The sequence below is a fragment of the Amycolatopsis sp. La24 genome, from assembly GCF_029087445.1.
Lineage (GTDB): Bacteria > Actinomycetota > Actinomycetes > Mycobacteriales > Pseudonocardiaceae > Amycolatopsis > Amycolatopsis nivea.
In genome coordinates, this window is record NZ_JARACH010000107.1 from 1 (window position 1) to 16,412 (window position 16,412).

The 16,412-nt window shown below is 71.8% G+C and carries 13 protein-coding genes; all 13 read left to right on the forward strand.

Features of this window, described 5'->3' with window-relative positions; translation table 11 throughout:
• Positions 1–312 precede the first annotated feature (312 nt).
• The 13 genes from mraZ to PUT80_RS45030 all read left to right on the forward strand — a co-directional run bounded on the left by mraZ (position 313) and on the right by PUT80_RS45030 (position 16,270).
• Entirely contained in the window at positions 313–744 is a 432-nt protein-coding gene (gene mraZ / locus PUT80_RS44970) for a division/cell wall cluster transcriptional repressor MraZ (RefSeq protein WP_009080393.1), read from the forward strand.
• Between the two features lie 192 nt (positions 745–936).
• Positions 937–1,893: a 16S rRNA (cytosine(1402)-N(4))-methyltransferase RsmH gene (gene rsmH / locus PUT80_RS44975; RefSeq protein ID WP_037812451.1), complete on the forward strand. Its 957-nt coding sequence runs from the start codon at positions 937–939 to the stop codon at positions 1,891–1,893.
• Positions 1,890–2,549 carry a hypothetical protein gene (locus PUT80_RS44980; RefSeq protein ID WP_037812449.1) on the forward strand — a complete coding sequence of 220 codons (660 nt, stop codon included), beginning with the start codon at positions 1,890–1,892 and terminating at the stop codon, positions 2,547–2,549. The genes rsmH and PUT80_RS44980 overlap by 4 nt, the downstream gene beginning before the upstream one ends.
• Entirely contained in the window at positions 2,549–4,465 is a 1,917-nt protein-coding gene (locus tag PUT80_RS44985; protein WP_037812448.1) for a penicillin-binding protein 2, read from the forward strand. The genes PUT80_RS44980 and PUT80_RS44985 overlap by 1 nt, the downstream gene beginning before the upstream one ends.
• Before the next feature lie 380 nt (positions 4,466–4,845).
• Positions 4,846–6,405, forward strand: a complete 1,560-nt coding sequence (locus PUT80_RS44990) for a UDP-N-acetylmuramoyl-L-alanyl-D-glutamate--2,6-diaminopimelate ligase (RefSeq protein ID WP_037812791.1) — start codon at positions 4,846–4,848, stop codon at positions 6,403–6,405.
• Entirely contained in the window at positions 6,402–7,916 is a 1,515-nt protein-coding gene (gene murF, locus PUT80_RS44995) for a UDP-N-acetylmuramoyl-tripeptide--D-alanyl-D-alanine ligase (protein WP_275295787.1), read from the forward strand. Before PUT80_RS44990 ends, murF begins: the two co-directional genes overlap by 4 nt.
• Positions 7,913–8,995, forward strand: coding sequence for a phospho-N-acetylmuramoyl-pentapeptide-transferase (mraY, locus tag PUT80_RS45000; protein WP_037812444.1), 1,083 nt, complete (start codon positions 7,913–7,915; stop codon positions 8,993–8,995). Before murF ends, mraY begins: the two co-directional genes overlap by 4 nt.
• 3 nt (positions 8,996–8,998) lie before the next feature.
• The gene (murD, locus tag PUT80_RS45005) at positions 8,999–10,405 is read left to right on the forward strand and encodes a UDP-N-acetylmuramoyl-L-alanine--D-glutamate ligase (RefSeq protein ID WP_275295788.1); all 1,407 of its coding nucleotides are present in this window, start codon (positions 8,999–9,001) and stop codon (positions 10,403–10,405) included.
• On the forward strand, positions 10,392–11,828 hold the full coding sequence (gene ftsW / locus PUT80_RS45010; protein WP_037812789.1) for a putative lipid II flippase FtsW: 1,437 nt from the start codon (positions 10,392–10,394) through the stop codon (positions 11,826–11,828). The genes murD and ftsW overlap by 14 nt, the downstream gene beginning before the upstream one ends.
• A complete protein-coding gene (murG, locus tag PUT80_RS45015; RefSeq protein ID WP_275295789.1) occupies positions 11,825–12,949 on the forward strand; it encodes an undecaprenyldiphospho-muramoylpentapeptide beta-N-acetylglucosaminyltransferase in 1,125 nt (374 codons plus the stop codon). The genes ftsW and murG overlap by 4 nt, the downstream gene beginning before the upstream one ends.
• The gene (murC, locus tag PUT80_RS45020; RefSeq protein ID WP_275295790.1) at positions 12,942–14,360 is read left to right on the forward strand and encodes a UDP-N-acetylmuramate--L-alanine ligase; all 1,419 of its coding nucleotides are present in this window, start codon (positions 12,942–12,944) and stop codon (positions 14,358–14,360) included. Before murG ends, murC begins: the two co-directional genes overlap by 8 nt.
• Positions 14,357–15,220 (forward strand): FtsQ-type POTRA domain-containing protein, encoded by an 864-nt coding sequence (locus PUT80_RS45025; protein WP_275295791.1) that lies wholly within the window; start codon positions 14,357–14,359, stop codon positions 15,218–15,220. The genes murC and PUT80_RS45025 overlap by 4 nt, the downstream gene beginning before the upstream one ends.
• A 216-nt stretch (positions 15,221–15,436) precedes the next feature.
• A complete protein-coding gene (locus PUT80_RS45030; protein ID WP_275295792.1) occupies positions 15,437–16,270 on the forward strand; it encodes an NAD(P)H-binding protein in 834 nt (277 codons plus the stop codon).
• The last annotated feature ends 142 nt before the right edge of the window (positions 16,271–16,412 follow it).

Consider the following 16,412-nt stretch of genomic DNA (forward strand, 5'->3'; position numbering starts at 1 on the left):
CCAGCCCCCACCGGTTCCCCCACCCGTCCCCACCACGGGTCCCCACGCTGCCGAAACGCGGACGTTTCAGACCTTCCGAGGTTGCGGGAGACCCCGGTGCGGGGGATCTTCGCCACGGTCCCCCCACCGCGCCCCCACCTGGACCCACCTCCGTGACCTGCGCAAACGCGCCACCCGACGGAGTGGCACGCGCGCAAGACTCGTTGACTGTGGTGAAAAGTGGGGTACGGTGGTGGCCAGTGGGGCGGAAGGGAGCCCCCGAGCCGGGACCGGGTGGGGAGCCAACCGGATCCGGTAGGGAGGTGGAGGCCGGTGTTCCTCGGCACCCACACCCCGAAGCTGGACGACAAAGGGCGGCTCACGCTGCCCGCGAAGTTCCGCGAAGCCTTGGCAGGCGGGCTGATGGTCACCAAGGGGCAGGACCACTGTCTCTTCGTCTTCCCCCGAGCCGAGTTCGAGCAGATGGCCAGGAAGGTCGCCGAAGCCCCGTTCACCAACGAGGCGGTGCGGGCCTACCAGCGCTACCTGTTCGCCGGGACGGACGAGCAACGTCCGGACGGGCAAGGGCGCGTCGCCATCGCGCCGGAGCTGCGCCGGTATGCGGGGCTCAACAAGGAGTGCGTGGTGATCGGCGCGATCACCCGGCTCGAGATCTGGGACGCCCAGGCGTGGCAGGGCTACCTGGACGAACACGAGGACAGCTACGCACAGGCTCGGGAGGAAGTTCTGCCGGGCGTCTTCTAGGAGGCGCCCCGGGCGGACCTGCGTCGTCGGGGGACGCGGGTACGCCGTTCGACGCGGATGCCGTGAGGCCTCTGTCCGCTCTTTGACCCTGGCGCACCTTCCCCGGTGCCAGGTCAGCAAGCGGGCGGGCAGGGACCTGACGGCATCCGCCGCATCTTCCCCGGAAACACTCGCGGCAGAAAGGGGGAAGACATGGCGGACGAAGCCGAGCACGTTCCGGTGCTGCTGGACCGCATCGTCGAGCTGTTCGCCCCCGCGCTGGCGGATCGCGACGCCGTTCTCGTCGACGCGACCGTCGGCCTCGGCGGCCATTCCGACGCGCTGCTCGCCGCGTTCCCCCGGCTCCGGCTGATCGGTCTCGACCGCGATCCGGCCGCGCTCGAGCGCTCCGCGGAGCGGCTCGCGCGGCACGGCGACCGCGTCGACCTGGTCCACACCGTCTACGACGGACTGCCCGAAGCGGTGTCCGGACTCGGACTGTCCCAAGTGGACGGAATCCTGTTCGACCTCGGCGTCTCGTCGATGCAGCTCGACCGCACCGAACGCGGGTTCGCCTATTCGCAGGACGCGCCGCTCGACATGCGGATGGACCCGACCACCGGGTTCACCGCGGCCGACGTGCTCAACACCTACGCGCCCGGCGAGCTGATCCGGATCCTGCGCGACTACGGCGAGGAACGGTTCGCGCAGCGGATCGTCCGCGCCGTGGTGGCGGAACGGGAGAAGGAACCGTTCACCCGCAGCGCAAGGCTGGTCGAACTGCTCTACTCCGCGGTGCCCGCGGCGAGCAGGCGCACCGGCGGGCATCCGGCGAAGCGCACGTTCCAGGCGCTGCGGATCGAGGTCAACGGCGAGCTGGAAGTCCTGCGCCGGGCGATGCCCGCGGCGCTGCGCACGCTGGCGATGGACGGCCGGATCGTCGTCGAGTCCTATCAGTCCCTCGAGGACCGGCTGGTCAAGCAGGCGCTCGCGGAACTGGCGAAATCCCGGACGCCGGAAGGGCTTCCGGTCGAACTGCCCGGGCACGGGCCGGAACTGAAGCTCCTCACGCGGGGAGCGGAGAAGGCCGGCGAGCGCGAGATCGAGCACAACCCGCGGGCCGCCTCGGTACGGCTGCGTGCAGCACAACGGATCGGAGAGCCGCGATGACCGCACCTACGAAGTCCCGCCGCTCGTCGTCGACCGCTGCGGAGCGGGCACCGCGGAACACCGTCGCCGAGACCGACGCTCCGGCGCGGCGGCGCACGACGGCGGCCGAGCGCGCGTACGCCCGGCGGGCGCAGCGGGCCGACCTGCTGCGCCAGCGTGCGCCGAAAAAGCCGGTCGCGGAACCGGAACGGGTCGAGACCAAGACCGTGCGCACGCGGTTCCAGCTGCGCTGGCCGCGTTCGCGCGCGTCGTTCGTGCTCGTGATGATGGGGCTGCTGGCGGTCGGGGTCGCCGCGACGCTGTGGTTCACCACGCAGGCGATCGCCGATTCGTACCGGCTCGAAAAGCTGCGCACGGACAGCGCTTCGCTGATGGAGACGAAGGACCGGCTGGAGCGCGAGGTCGCGAAGGCCCAGTCCCCGGCGTCTCTCGCGCCCGCGGCCAAGCAGTTGGGCATGGTGCCCGGCGGCGACCCGGCGCGCATCGTCGTCGGCAAGGACGGCAAGACGACCGTCGTCGGCGAACCGAAGAAGGCCGAGGCGCCGCAGGACGACGCGGCCGCGCCGCCGTCGACCCCCGTCGCCCCGCCCGCGGAAGGCGGCATCGAAGGCGACCTGCCGGGCACCACGCCGGGCCTCGCCGGGGGAGGCCAGTGATGGCGGCAGGCGGCAACAGCCGTTCCCGGGCGGCGGGCAGCGCGCGGCGGACCTACGCCGCGGGCACCCGCCGCGCGGTCGCGAAACGGGGCAACGGCGGACAGCGCAGCCGGTTTTCCGCGGTGCGCATCATGCTCGTCGTGCTGATGGTGGTGGCGGGCGCGAAACTGGTGCAGGTGCAGTGGTTCGAGGCCCCCGCGCTGTCCGCGGCGGCCGAACGGCAGCGCACGCTCACCATCGACATCCCGGCGCAGCGCGGGTCCATTGTGGACCGCAACGGGGCGAAACTGGCGTTCAGCGTGGAAACCCGCACGCTGTCGGTGAACCTGCGCGCGCTGCACAAGACGATGGACGAGTACGCGAAGAAGTACCCGGACAAAGGCCGCACCTTCGAAACCGAGGTGACCGGCGCGGCGAAGCTGATCGCGCAGAAGCTCCCGCACCTGACCACTGAGGCCGAACAGCTGGCACTGCTGCACAAACAGCAGTCCTTCACCTACCTCGTCGACAACGTCGAGCCCTCGGTGGCCGACCAGATCGTCAAGAAGTACGCGTGGATCAGCGTGGAGAAGCGCGCCAAGCGCGAGTACCCGGGCGACAGCCTCGCGTCGAACATCGTCGGCCTGGCGAACTGGCGGATGGACGACCCCGACGTGTCGAAGCACAACCTGCACGGCGTGATCGGGCTGGAGAAATCGCGCGACGCGGACCTGGCGGGCACGCCCGGCCGCGAGATCGTGAACACCCAGAACGGCAACGACAACCTGTACCTGCCGGGCACCGAGCACGTGCTCACCGCCGCCGTCCCGGGCTCCGATCTCGAGCTGACCATAGATTCCGACCTGCAGTTCGAACTGCAGCGCCAGCTGAGCGACTACGTCGCGAAGGCCGGGGCCAAGGGCGGCCAGGCGGTCATCATGGACGCGAAGACGTCCGAGGTGTACGCGCTGGCCGACGCGAGCACGTTCAACCCGAACGACCCGTCCACGATCAAGGACGACCTGCTCAACAACCGCCCGGTCACCACGCCGTACGAGCCCGGTTCGGTGAACAAGGTGGTCACCGCGACCGCCGCGATCGACGACAAGATCGCCACGCCCACCTCGACGCTGGAGGTGCCGGGCTCGATCAAGGTCGCCGACCGGACCGTCCACGACGCGTGGGTGCACGGCACGCAGACCTTCACCACCACCGGCGTGTTCGCGAAATCCTCCAACGTCGGCACGCTGGAGCTCGCGCAGCAGGTCGGCCCGGACCGGTATCTCGCGCTGCTGAAGAAGTTCGGCATCGGGCAGAAGACCGGCATCGGCCTTCCCGGCGAGAGCTCCGGGTACGTGCCGCCGCGCAAGGACTGGTCGGCGTCCACGTTCGGCAACCTGCCGATCGGGCAGGGCCTTTCGATGACCGTCGTGCAGATGGCCGGGATGTACCAGGCGATCGCGAACGACGGCCTGCGCGTCGAGCCGCGGATCGTGAAGGCGAAGAAGAACCCGGACGGCACGGTCACGCCGGAAGCGCCGCCGAAGACCGAGCGCGTGGTGAGCCCGGAGACCGCGAAAACGGTGCGGGACATGCTGCGCGCGGTGGTGCAGAACGCGAAGAGCCCGAACGCGGGCACCGCGCCCTCGGCCGGGCTGGAGGGCTACCAGATCTCCGGCAAGACCGGCACCGGCCAGCAGATCGACCCGCGCACCAAGGCGTACAGCTCGAGCCTGGCGAACATCACCTTCGCCGGGATCCTGCCCGCCGACCACCCGCGGTTCGTCGTCGGCATCCGGCTCGACGCGCCGGACAGCACGCCCGCCGGGCATTCCGCGGGCCCGCTGTTCCACTCGATCGCGTCGTACCTGTCGCAGCGGTACCAGATTCCGCTGTCCGACGGCCCGTCGCCGGTGGTGCCGCTCGTCGTCGGCTGACCGCCCCGGCCGCTTCGGTTGTCCGTGAAGGGCTCCTTGAGGGAATCTCATTCCCGCAGGGAGCCCTTCACGCATTTCCGCGGGGAGCCGGGCGGCCGCGGCTGGTGTGCACCGCACGGCGCGTCGGGTGCGTTCACTGCGGCCGACATAGCGGCGAAGCGGCGAATCCGGGCCGGAACGCGTGCCGATCGTCCACACGGGCCGGTGCGGCGCCGGGGAAAGGGTTGCGCCGCAACGATCTTGACCGCCCCGCCTACCACACCCGGGGCGGGGGCGCGCGTTCGCCGTACCGCGTTGGGTCACCCGGATCCGGCCTCGGTAACCTCTCCGGCGTGTCCGTGTCCTCGTCCCAGCCCCGAAGCGGGCCCGCTGCCGCGTCGCTGCCGGACAGCCCGGCCAAGGCGGCCGCCGCCCCGCCCCGCCCGGCCCGGATCGACCCGGTCCCGCTGGCCACTCTGCTCGCCCGTGCGGGAGCCCGGCTGATCGCCGACCGTCCCGAGGCCGCCGACCTCACCGTCACCGGCACCACGCTGCGTGCGCAGCATGTGCTCCCCGGTGACCTGTTCGCCGGCCTCCCCGGAGCCCGCGCGCACGGCGCCGACTTCAGCGAGCAGGCCCTCGCCGCCGGAGCCGCGGCCGTCCTGACCGACCCGAGCGGAGCCGACCGGCCCGCGCTGCGCGACGCGCCGGTGCCGGTCCTCGTGCACCCGGACCCGCGCGCCGCGCTCGGCGAGATCGCCGCGTGGATCTACGGCGAGCCGTCGCTGAGCCTGTCCGTGCTCGGCGTCACCGGCACCTCCGGCAAGACCACCACCTCCTACCTGGTCGACTCGGGCCTGCGCGCCGCCGGGCGCACCACCGGCCTGATCGGCACGGTCGAGACCCGGATCGCGGGCGAGCGCCTCGCCAGCGGGTTCACCACGCCGGAGGCCCCGGACCTGCAGGCGCTGCTCGCGGTGATGCTGGAGCGCGGCGTCACGCACGTGCCGATGGAGGTGTCCAGCCACGCGCTGGCGCTCGGCCGGGTCAACGGCACCCGGTTCGCGGTGGGCGCGTTCACCAACCTCTCGCAGGACCACCTCGATTTCCACAAGGACATGGAGGAGTACTTCGCCGCCAAGTCCCTGCTGTTCGACGGCCGCTCGACCACCGAGGTCGTCGTGGTCGACAGCGCGTGGGGACAGGCGCTGCTCACGCCGCAGACGGTGACCGTCTCGATCGAGGCCGGCGCCGACGCCCTGTGGCGGGCCGCCGACATCGCGGCGACCCCGGCGGGGGAGCAGACCTTCACGCTGCTCGGGCCGGACGGGATCGGCCGCGCGGCGAAGATCCCGCTGCCGGGCACGTTCAACGTCGCCAACGCGGTGCTCGCCGCGGCGATCCTGGACAGCGCGGGCATCGACGCCGACGACATCGTCGCCGGGCTCGCCGCGGTGGAGGTGCCCGGCCGGATGGAGCGGGTGTACCTCGGCCAGGAGTTCACCGCGGTGGTCGACTACGCGCACAAACCGGCGGCCGTGGCGCAGGGCCTCGACGCCCTGCGCGCCCGCACCGACGGCCGGATCATCACCGTGCTCGGCTGCGGCGGCGACCGCGACACCGCGAAGCGCCCGATGATGGGCGAGGCCGCGGTGCGCCGCAGCGATCTGCTGATCGTCACCGACGACAACCCGCGATCGGAGGACCCGGCCGCGATCCGCGCCGCGATGATGGCCGGCGCCCGCGCGGTCGGGCCCGCGGCCGGCGGCGAGGTCGTGGAGATCGGCGACCGGCGCGAGGCGATCGCGTCCGCGGTGTCGCTCGCCCGGCCGGGGGACATCGTCCTGATCGCAGGCAAGGGCCACGAGACCGGCCAGGAGATCCAGGGTGTGGTGCACCCGTTCTCCGACCGGGACGAACTGGAGGCCGCCATCCGCAAGCGTCTCGAGGTGACCGCGTGATCGAGCTGAGCCTGGCCGAGATCGCCGACGTCGTCGGCGGCAGGCTGCACCGCACCGACGGATCCGCTGTCGTGACCGGCAGCGTCGAATTCGACACCCGCGAGCTCGGCCCCGGCGGGCTGTTCCTCGCCCTGCCCGGCGAACGCGTCGACGGGCACGATTTCGCCGCGAAGGCGGTCCAGGCCGGCGCGGCCGGCGTGCTGGCCGCGCGCGAGGTCGACGCGCCCGCGATCGTCGTGCCGCCGCTGCCGCCGGGACAGGGCAACGCCGGGTCGGTCGCGCTGACCGGCGACAAAGACGGCTCCGGCGCCGCCGTGCTGGCCGCGCTGGCCAAGCTGGCCCGGCACGTCGTCGACCGGCTGGCGGCCGGCGGGCTGACCGTCATCGGCGTCACCGGCTCGTCCGGCAAGACCTCGACCAAGGACGTCATCGCGCAGCTGATCGAGCCGATGGGCCCGACGGTCGCGCCGCCCGGGTCGTTCAACAGCGAACTCGGCCACCCGTGGACCGCGCTGCGCGCCGACGCGTCGACCAGGTTCCTCGTGCTGGAGATGTCCGCGCGCGGGGTCGGGCACATCGCCGCGGCTGCCGAGACGACGCCGCCGCGGATCGGCGCGGTGCTCAACGTCGGCAGCGCGCACGTCGGCGAGTTCGGCTCGCGCGAGGGCATCGCGAAGGCCAAGGGCGAGCTGGTCGAGGCGCTGCCGGAAGACGGCCTGGCGGTGCTGAACCTGGACGACCCGCTCGTCTCGGCCATGGCGAGCCGCACGAAGGCCCGCGTCGTGGGCGTGGGGGAGTCGGCCGGGGCGCAGGTCCGGGCCGCCGACATCACCGTCGACGACGAGGCCCGCCCGTCCTTCCGGCTGATCACGCCCGAGGGCGAGGCCCAGGTGACGCTGCCGCTGCACGGCGAGCACCACGTCGGCAACGCGCTGTCGGCCGCCGCCATCGCCCGCGAGCTCGGCGCGACCACCGAGGAGATCGCGCAGCGGCTGTCGTCGCTGCAGCGGCGCTCGGAGCGCCGGATGGACGTCACCACCCGCGCGGACGGCGTCACGATCCTCAACGACTCGTACAACGCCAACCCGGAATCGGTCCGGGCCGGCCTGAAGGCGCTCGCCTCGATGAGCCGCTCCGGCCGCCGCGCGTGGGCGGTGCTCGGCGTGATGGGCGAGCTGGGCGAGGACTCGGTGACCGCGCACGACTCGATCGGGCGGCTCGTGGTCCGGCTCAACATCGAGAAGCTCGTCGTGGTCGGCCAGGACGCGGCCGCCATGCACCAGGGCGCGTTCCAGGAGGGTTCCTGGGGCGAGGAGTCGGTGCTGGTACCCGATGTCGAGGCCGCCGTCGCCGTGCTGCATGATCAGCTCCGTCCCGGGGACGTGGTGCTGGTCAAGGCGTCCAAGGCCGCCGGTCTGTGGCGGGTGGCCGAGGCGCTGCTGGCCGAACCGGAAACAAACACCGACTCCTCTCCCTTGAACTCTGAACGCTCGAACGGTGGTCACGCGTGATCAACATCATGATCGCGGCCGCGGCGGGTCTGCTGGTCTCGATCCTGCTCACGCCTTACCTCATCCGGGTCTTCTCGCGGCAGGGCTTCGGCCAGGAGATCCGCGAGGAAGGCCCGCAGGGGCACAAGTCGAAGCGCGGCACGCCGACCATGGGCGGCGTCGCGATCATCATCGCGATGGTCGTCGGCTACTTCGTCGCGCACCTGATCACCTGGATCGGCAACTCGCGCTCGGCCGCGCCCTCGGCGTCCGGCCTGCTCGTGCTGATGCTCGCGGTCGGGCTCGGCGTGGTCGGCTTCCTCGACGACTTCATCAAGATCCGCAAGCAGCGCAACCTCGGGCTGAACAAGACCGCGAAGCTGGTCGGCCAGCTCGTGGTCACCATCCTGTTCGCGGTGCTGTCGCTGCAGTTCAAGGACGCGCAGGGGCTTACCCCGGCGTCGCAGAGCCTGTCCTACGTGCGCGACCTGGCGCTCATCACGTTCCCGTCGGTCGTGTTCGTGATCTTCTGCTACATCGTCATCTCCGGCTGGTCGAACGCGGTGAACTTCACCGACGGCCTCGACGGCCTGGCGGGCGGCGCGGCGGCGATGGTGCTCGCGACGTACGTGGTCATCTCGTTCTGGCAGGCCCGGCTCTCCTGCTCGACCCAGCCGCTCCCGGCCTGCTACGACGTGCGGGACCCGCTCGACCTCGCGGTCGTCGCGGCCGCCGCCACCGGGGCCTGCATCGGGTTCCTGTGGTGGAACGCGGCGCCGGCGAAGATCTTCATGGGCGACACCGGGTCGCTCGCCCTCGGCGGCCTGGTCGCCGGGCTGTCCATGACCACCCGCACCGAACTGCTCGCCATCGTCATCGGCGGCCTGTTCATGGTCGAGATGATCTCGGTGGTCACGCAGATCGCGGTCTTCCGCACGACGCGGCGGCGGCTGTTCCGGATGGCGCCCTTCCACCACCACTTCGAGCTCGCCGGGTGGGCGGAAACCACGGTGATCATCCGGTTCTGGCTGCTCTCGGCGATCTGCTGCATGTTCGGGCTCGGGCTGTTCTACAGCGAGCAGCTCAACTTCGGAGGCTGAGCCTTGCAGCTTGAGGGCAAACACGTTCTCGTCGCGGGCGCGGGCGTCACCGGGAAATCGGTCGTCCCCGTGCTGCGCGAACTGGGCGCGCGGGTCACGGTCACCGACGGCAACGCCGAGCGGCTCGCCGAACTGGAGGACCTGGACGCCGAGCTGGTGCCCGGCCTCACCGAACCGCCCGCGGACACCGCGCTCGTGGTGACCAGCCCCGGCTGGCGGCCGACGTCCCCGCTGCTGGTCGCGGCGGCCGAGGCGGGCGTCGAGGTGATCGGCGACGTCGAGCTGGCCTGGCGGATCGGGCAGCTGCGCGAGCATCCGCCCGCGTGGCTGGTCATCACCGGCACGAACGGCAAGACGACCACGGTCGGGATGCTGGAGTCGATCCTGCGCGCGGCCGGCGCGGACGCGGTGGCCTGCGGCAACGTCGGCTATCCGGTGCTGGACGCGGTCCGCGGCGGGCATCAGGTGCTGGCCGTCGAGCTGTCGAGCTTCCAGCTGCACTGGTCGTCCACGATCGCGCCGGACGCGTCGGTGGTGCTGAACCTCGCCGAGGACCACCTCGACTGGCACGGCTCGATGGAGGAGTACGCCGCCGCGAAGGGCCGCGCGCACGAGCGTTCGCGCGCCGTCGTGCACAACGTGGACGACCCGTGGTCCGCGCGGATCGCCGAGGAGCACGCGCCGGACGGCGCCCGGCGGATCGGGTTCGTGCTCGACACCCCGCGCGCCGGCGAACTGGGCCTGGTCGAAGACTTGTTGGTGGACCGCGCTTTCGGGGCCGACCCGGAGACGAGCGCGGAGGAACTGGCCGAGATCGCCGACGTCCGCCCGGCCGGGCCGCACAACCTCGCGAACGCGCTCGCCGCGGCCGCGCTCGCCCGCGCGCACGGCGTGACTCCGGAGGCGGTGCGCGCGGGGCTGCGCGCCTACGAGCCCGCGCCGCACCGCGCGGTGGAGGTCGCCGAGGTCGGGGGCGTCCGCTACGTCAACGACTCGAAGGCCACCAACCCGCACGCCGCGCTCGGCTCGCTGCTCGCGCACGAAAGCGTGGTCTGGATCGCCGGCGGGCAGCTCAAGGGCGCGTCGGTGGACGAGCTGGTCGCCGCGGTCGGCGGACGGCTGCGCGCCGCCGTGCTGCTGGGCGTCGATTCACCCGTGATCGAGGCCGCTCTCGCGCGACACGCGCCGGATGTCCCGGTCAACCGCCTCCTTCCGGGTGACGATGAGCCCATGACTGCGGCGGTGAATGCGGCCAGCGCCCTGGCTCGTCCTGGTGACGTGGTGCTCCTCGCGCCCGCCGCCGCCTCGCTGGACATGTTCTCCGGCTACGGAGCGCGCGGCGACGCGTTCGAAGCCGTGGTGCGTGCTCTGGACGACGGCGCGGCGGGGGCGGCGGATGACGGTCGTTGACGGAGACAAGCCCCGGCCGCGGCGCGTCCGCAAGGAAAGCCCGTTCGTCGCGCTCCGGACCGCGCTGACCGCCTGGCTGTCGCGGCCGCTGGCGTCGTTCCACCTGGTCCTCGCGCTGACCGGCATCCTCACCGTGATCGGCGCGGTGATGGTGCTGTCCGCGTCGTCGGTGGCCTCCTACAACCCGAAGACCGGCAGCGGCGTGTACGCGCTGTTCTTCCGGCACCTGATGTTCGTCGCGATCGGCGGGATCGTGTTCTGGGTGGGCCTGCGGGTCCGGCTCGAGCGGGTCCGCCGGATGTCGGCGACGATGACGGTCGCCTGCCTCGGCCTGCTGCTGCTGGTGCTGACGCCGCTCGGGTCGACGGTGAACGGCTCGCAGGGCTGGTTCAAGCTCGGCGTGTTCACCTTCCAGCCGGTCGAGGCGGCGAAGGTGGCGCTGGCCTTCTGGGGCGCGCACATCCTGGTGATCAAGTACAACGTGCTGCACCAGTGGCGGCATCTGCTGGTCCCGGTCGTCCCGGTGGCGCTGCTGATGTTCGCGCTGGTGATGCTGCAGCCCGACCTCGGCGGCACGATCACCCTCGCGGTGGTGCTGCTGGGCCTGCTGTGGTTCGCCGGCGCGCCGAAACGGCTCTTCGGGGTGATCCTGGCCGGCGGCCTGAGCGGCGTGCTGGTGCTGGCGATCATCGCGCCCTACCGGCTCGCGCGGGTGATGTCGTTCCTGTCGCCGGACGCGGACACCTCGGCCGAGGGGTTCCAGGCGAACCAGGCCAAGCTGGCGCTCGCCGACGGCGGGCTGTTCGGCAAGGGTCTCGGGCAGGGCGCGTCGAACTGGGGCTACCTGCCGAACGTGCAGAACGACTTCATCTTCGCGCTGATCGGCGAGGAACTGGGCTTCGTGGGCTGCGCGGTCGTGCTGGCGCTGTTCGCCGGCGTCGCCGTCGTCGGCCTGCGCATCGCCACCCGCAACATCGACCCGTGGATCCGGATCGTCGCGGGCACCCTGACGGTGTTCCTCGTCGCGCAGGCGGCCATCAACATCGGCTACGTGGTCGGGCTGCTGCCGGTCACCGGCGTCACGCTGCCGCTGATCTCCTACGGCGGCACGTCGCTCGTGATCACCATGCTCATCATGGGCGTGCTGGCCAACGCCGCGCGGCACGAACCCGAGGCGGTGGCCGCACTGCGCTCGCACGGGCCGGGTAAATTCGGACGCCTGCTGCGGCTGCCCGCGCCCGATCCGTACCGCCCGCCGTCCACCCGCAAGGGAACGCGCGGAGCAGGGACCGGGACGAGGGCGGCCCGGCCGGCGCCGCGTGCGGCCCGGCCCGCACCGGCACAGGAACGCCGCCGGTCGGCGCGGCGGACTACAGCGAACCGCGGTGCCCGGAGCACCGCGAACCGGAGAGGTCATCGGTGAGCAAGCCCGTCAAGGGAACGCAGCGGTCGGCAGCGGGCCGGGCGCCGGTCGTCGTGGTCGCGGGCGGGGGCACCGCCGGGCACATCGAGCCCGCGCTCGCGCTGGCGGACGCCGTGAAGCGGCTGCGCCCGGACGCCGAGGTGATCGCCCTCGGCACGGAACGCGGACTGGAGAACAAGCTCGTGCCCGCGCGCGGGTACCCGCTGGAGCTGATCCCGCCGGTGCCGATGCCGCGCAAGCCGACGCCGGAGCTGCTCCGGCTGCCGCTGAAGGTGCGCGATTCGGTCCGCCGCACCCGCGAGGTGCTCGACCGGGTGCACGCGGACGTCGTGGTCGGCTTCGGCGGCTACGTCGCGCTGCCGGCGTACCTCGCCGCGCGCGGCCGCACGCCGATCGTGGTGCACGAGGCGAACAAGTCGGCCGGGCTGGCCAACAAGGTCGGCGCTCGGTTCGCGTCGCGCGTCGCCGTCGCGGTGCCGGGCACGCCGCTGCCGAAGGCCGAGGTGGTCGGCATTCCGCTGCGCCGCTCGATCACGTCGCTGGACCGCGCCGCGCTGCGCGCCGAGGCCCGCGAGTTCTTCGAGCTGGACCCGGACGCGCCGACGCTGCTGGTGTTCGGCGGTTCGCAGGGCGCGGCGTCGATCAACTCGGCGGTTTCCGGTGCGGCGAAGGACTTCGCCGAGGCGGGCGTCGGCGTGCTGCACGCGCACGGCCCGAAGAATTCCCTTGTGGTGCAAGAGTTTCCCGGCCGCCCGCCGTACGTGCCGGTGCCGTACCTGGAGCGGATGGACCTGGCCTACGCCGCGGCGGACGCGGTGGTGTGCCGGTCCGGCGCGATGACCGCGGCCGAGGTGTCCGCGGTCGGGCTGCCCGCGGTGTTCGTCCCGCTGCCGCACGGCAACGGCGAACAGGCGGTCAACGCCCAGCCCGCGGTCGACGCCGGCGCCGCGCTGATGGTCGCCGACGCCGACCTCACCGCGGAGAAGGTCGCCGAACTGGTGATCCCGCTGGTGACCGACGCCGACCGGGTCGCCGCGATGAGCGCGGCCGCGGTCGGGCTAGGCCACCGCGAGGCCGACGAAACCCTCGCCCGCATCGTTTTGGAGGCTGCCGGTGCCTGACACGCCCGAACTGCCCGCGCAGCTGCGCCGGGCGCACCTGATCGGGATCGGCGGGGCCGGGATGTCCGGCATCGCGCGGATCCTGCTCGCCCGCGGCGCGGCCGTGTCCGGGTCGGACGCCAAGGAATCGCGCGCGCTGCTTTCCCTGCGCGCGCAGGGCGCGGCGCTGTTCGTCGGCCAGACCGCGGAAAACCTCGGCGAGCTGGCCGAACCGCCGTCGGCCGTCGTGGTGTCCACCGCGATCAAGGAGACCAACCCGGAACTCGCCGCGGCCCGCGAGCAGGGCATCCCGGTGCTGCACCGCGCGCAGGCGCTGGCCGGGCTGATGGCCGGGCACCGCGTCGCGTGCATCGCGGGAACGCACGGCAAGACGTCGACCACGTCGATGCTCACCGTGGCGCTGCAGAACTGCCGGATGGACCCGTCGTTCGCGATCGGCGGCGACCTCAACGAATCCGGGGCCAACGCGCACCACGGCGAGGGCGGCGTGTTCGTCGCGGAAGCCGACGAGAGCGACGGTTCCTTCCTCACCTACACGCCGTCGGTGGCGGTGGTGACGAACGTCGAGCCCGATCACCTCGACCACCACGGCACCGCCGAGGCGTACGTGAAGGTGTTCAGCGACTTCGTCGGCCAGATCGAGCCGGGCGGGCTGCTGATCGTGTGCGCGGACGACGAGGGTGCGGCCCGGCTGGGCGACGAGGCCGTCGCGGCCGGCGTCCGGGTGCGCCGCTACGGCCGTGCCGCTTCCGGCGACGGCGACGTGCGCGTGCTCGACTACACGCCCGCGCCGGACGGCGGCGTCGTGCGGATCGCGCTGGACAGCGAAGAACACGACCTGCGGGTCGCGGTGCCGGGCGAGCACATGGCGCTCAACGCGGTCGCCGCGCTGCTCGCCGGGCTCGAACTCGGCGCGCCGCTGGACGGCATGGCCGCCGGGCTCGCCGCGTTCGGCGGGGTGCGCCGCCGGTTCGAGTTCAAGGGCCGCGCGGGCGACGTCCGGGTGTACGACGACTACGCGCACCACCCGACCGAGGTGGCCGCGCAGCTGCGCGCGGTGCGCACGGCGGCGGGCAGCGGACGGGTCGTCGTGGTGTTCCAGCCGCACCTGTACTCGCGCACGCAGACTTTCGCCGCCGAGTTCGCCGAAGCGCTGTCGCTGGCCGACGAGGTCGTGGTGCTCGACGTCTTCGGCGCGCGCGAGGAGCCGGTGCCGGGCGTGACCGGTGCGCTGATCGCCGACCGGGTGACCGTGCCGGTGCACTACCAGCCCGCCTTCGACGTGGCCGCCGGCCTGGTCGCGGACCTCGTCCGGCCGGGCGACCTCGCGATCACCATGGGCGCGGGCGACGTGACGCAGCTCGGCCCGGAGATCCTGGCCGAGCTGGACCGGAGGGCCTCGGGAGCATGACCGGGACCCGGCAGCGCCGTCGCTCGCCCGCGCCTCGTGCGGGCGAGGAGCAGCGTGCCGCCCTGGCCCGGGAACGCCGCGGGCGCCGGACCGAGGAGGAACGCCAGCGCACCCGCGCCCGCACCTCCGCGCGTTCCGGCCGCTCGACGCGGGCTTCCGCGCGGAAGTCCCGGCCCTCGCGCGGCAAGGAGATCCGCCGTCGCTGGGTCGCGCTGCTGACCGTGGTCACCCTGGTCGCGCTGGGGTACCTGCTGTTCTTCAGCTCGCTGCTCGCGGTGAAGACGATCGAGGTGCAGGGCGCGAAAACCGTGTCGGCGGACCAGATCCGCGCGACCGCCGCGGTGCCGCCCGGGCAGCCGATGCTGCGCGCGGACGTCGACGGGATCCGCGACCGGGTGGCGCAGATGCCGGGCATCGCGACGGTCGACGTGTCCCGGTCGTGGCCGACGACGCTGGAGATCGCGGTGACCGAACGGACCGCGATCGCGTTCTTCGACAGCGGACCCGGCGGCGACGGGGTGCACCTCGTCGACGGCGGCGGGGTCGTGTTCAAGACGGTGAAGACCCGGCCGGTCGGATTGCCCGAGCTGAAGCTGCCGAAGGTGTCGGTGGACGACCCGGTCACCCGCGCGGTGACTGCGGTGCTCGGGGTCCTGCCGGAGCAGCTGCTGAAGCAGACGAAGACGGTCACCGCGCAGACGCCGGCGAGTGTCGAGTTCACGCTGTCCACCGGCAAGACGGTGCGGTGGGGGAATGCGGAGAACACCGACCGCAAGGCGAAGGTGCTGGCCGCGCTGCTGACGCAGCAGGGGAAGATCTACGACGTTTCGGCGCCGGAGTTGCCGACTATCACCTCGTGAGTGCCGGGTTCTCACCGGCATGAACACGCACGAGGCCTGGGATTTGGTGACGTAGCCGCCTGCGCGCGGCGGGAGCAACTCGTGCGGGCGGGCGCGGGTGTGCGGCGAGGCAGGCGTCGTCCTCATTGGCATTGCCATGCGCGAGATTTTCGTGGCGCGGACTTCTCGTATGGCGTACGCTTGTTGAGTTCGTACGCCATACGAGAAGGTGGGGGCATGACGGTTCTGGTGACGGGTGCGACGGGCAACGTCGGGCGGCTGGTGGTCGACGAGCTGGTGGCTCGCGGGGTGCCGGTGCGGGCGTTGACGGTGGATCCGGAGCGGGCGGCGTTGCCTGGCGGGGTTGAGGTGGTGGTCGGGTCGCTGGCCAAGCCGTCGACGTTGCCTGCTGCGTTGGAGGGGGTAGAGGCGGTTTATCTGGCGCCTTATGCGCGGACTGTTTCGCGGTTTTGCGAGCTGGCTTCGGGGGCTGGGGTTCGGCGGGTGGTCGCGTTGTCCGGGGCCAGCGTGGGGGATACGCATCCGGCTTCCAGCGGGCATGGGTTTGCCGCGGTTGAGGATGCGGTTCGGGCTGGCGGGTTTGCGTGGACGTTTTTGCGGCCTGGGGCGTTCATGATGAATTCTCTGGGGTGGGCGTCTTCGATTCGGGAGCGTGGGGAGGTTCGGTCGGTTTATCCTCGGGCTACTCAGGCGCCTATTGATTTGGGGGATATTGCTGCGGTGTCTGCCCATGTGTTGAGTACCGAGGGGCATGTGGGGCGGACTTATGAGTTGAGTGGGCCGGAGGGGATTTCTCTTGAGGCGATGGCTGCGGCTATCGGGGGTGCGTTGGGGAAGACGCTGCCGTTTGTGGAGTTGACTCCGGAGGAGCAGGTTGCCGAGTGGGTGGGGGCTGGGTATCCGGAGGGGGTTGCTTCGTGGTTGCTGGAGAATTTCGCGGTTACTGATCGGGAGCCTCAGGTGCCTACTGGGGTGGTTGAGGAATTGCTCGGGCGGTCGGGGGTTTCTTTTGCTGAGTGGGCGAAGGGTAATGTGGCTGCGTTTTCCTGAGGCGGCTCGTCGCCTGGCGGCGACATTGCGCCGTGAGTGGTGAGACGGGGCACCCCGATTTTTGAGTGTGACTACGGCGCGGGGGTGCTTGTCAAGGCGGGAAAGATGCCTTGACAAGCACCCCCGCGCCGTGTTTTGGGCT

What these genes read in the sequence shown, in the direction of transcription:
- rsmH (WP_037812451.1), top strand. Translation starts at nt 937, where the DNA reads ATGGCGGACGAAGCCGAGCACGTTCCGGTGCTGCTGGACCGCATCGTC.
- PUT80_RS44980 (WP_037812449.1), top strand. Translation starts at nt 1,890, where the DNA reads ATGACCGCACCTACGAAGTCCCGCCGCTCGTCGTCGACCGCTGCGGAG.
- PUT80_RS44985 (WP_037812448.1), top strand. Translation starts at nt 2,549, where the DNA reads ATGGCGGCAGGCGGCAACAGCCGTTCCCGGGCGGCGGGCAGCGCGCGG.
- ftsW (WP_037812789.1), top strand. Translation starts at nt 10,392, where the DNA reads ATGACGGTCGTTGACGGAGACAAGCCCCGGCCGCGGCGCGTCCGCAAG.
- PUT80_RS45025 (WP_275295791.1), top strand. Translation starts at nt 14,357, where the DNA reads ATGACCGGGACCCGGCAGCGCCGTCGCTCGCCCGCGCCTCGTGCGGGC.
- PUT80_RS45030 (WP_275295792.1), top strand. Translation starts at nt 15,437, where the DNA reads ATGACGGTTCTGGTGACGGGTGCGACGGGCAACGTCGGGCGGCTGGTG.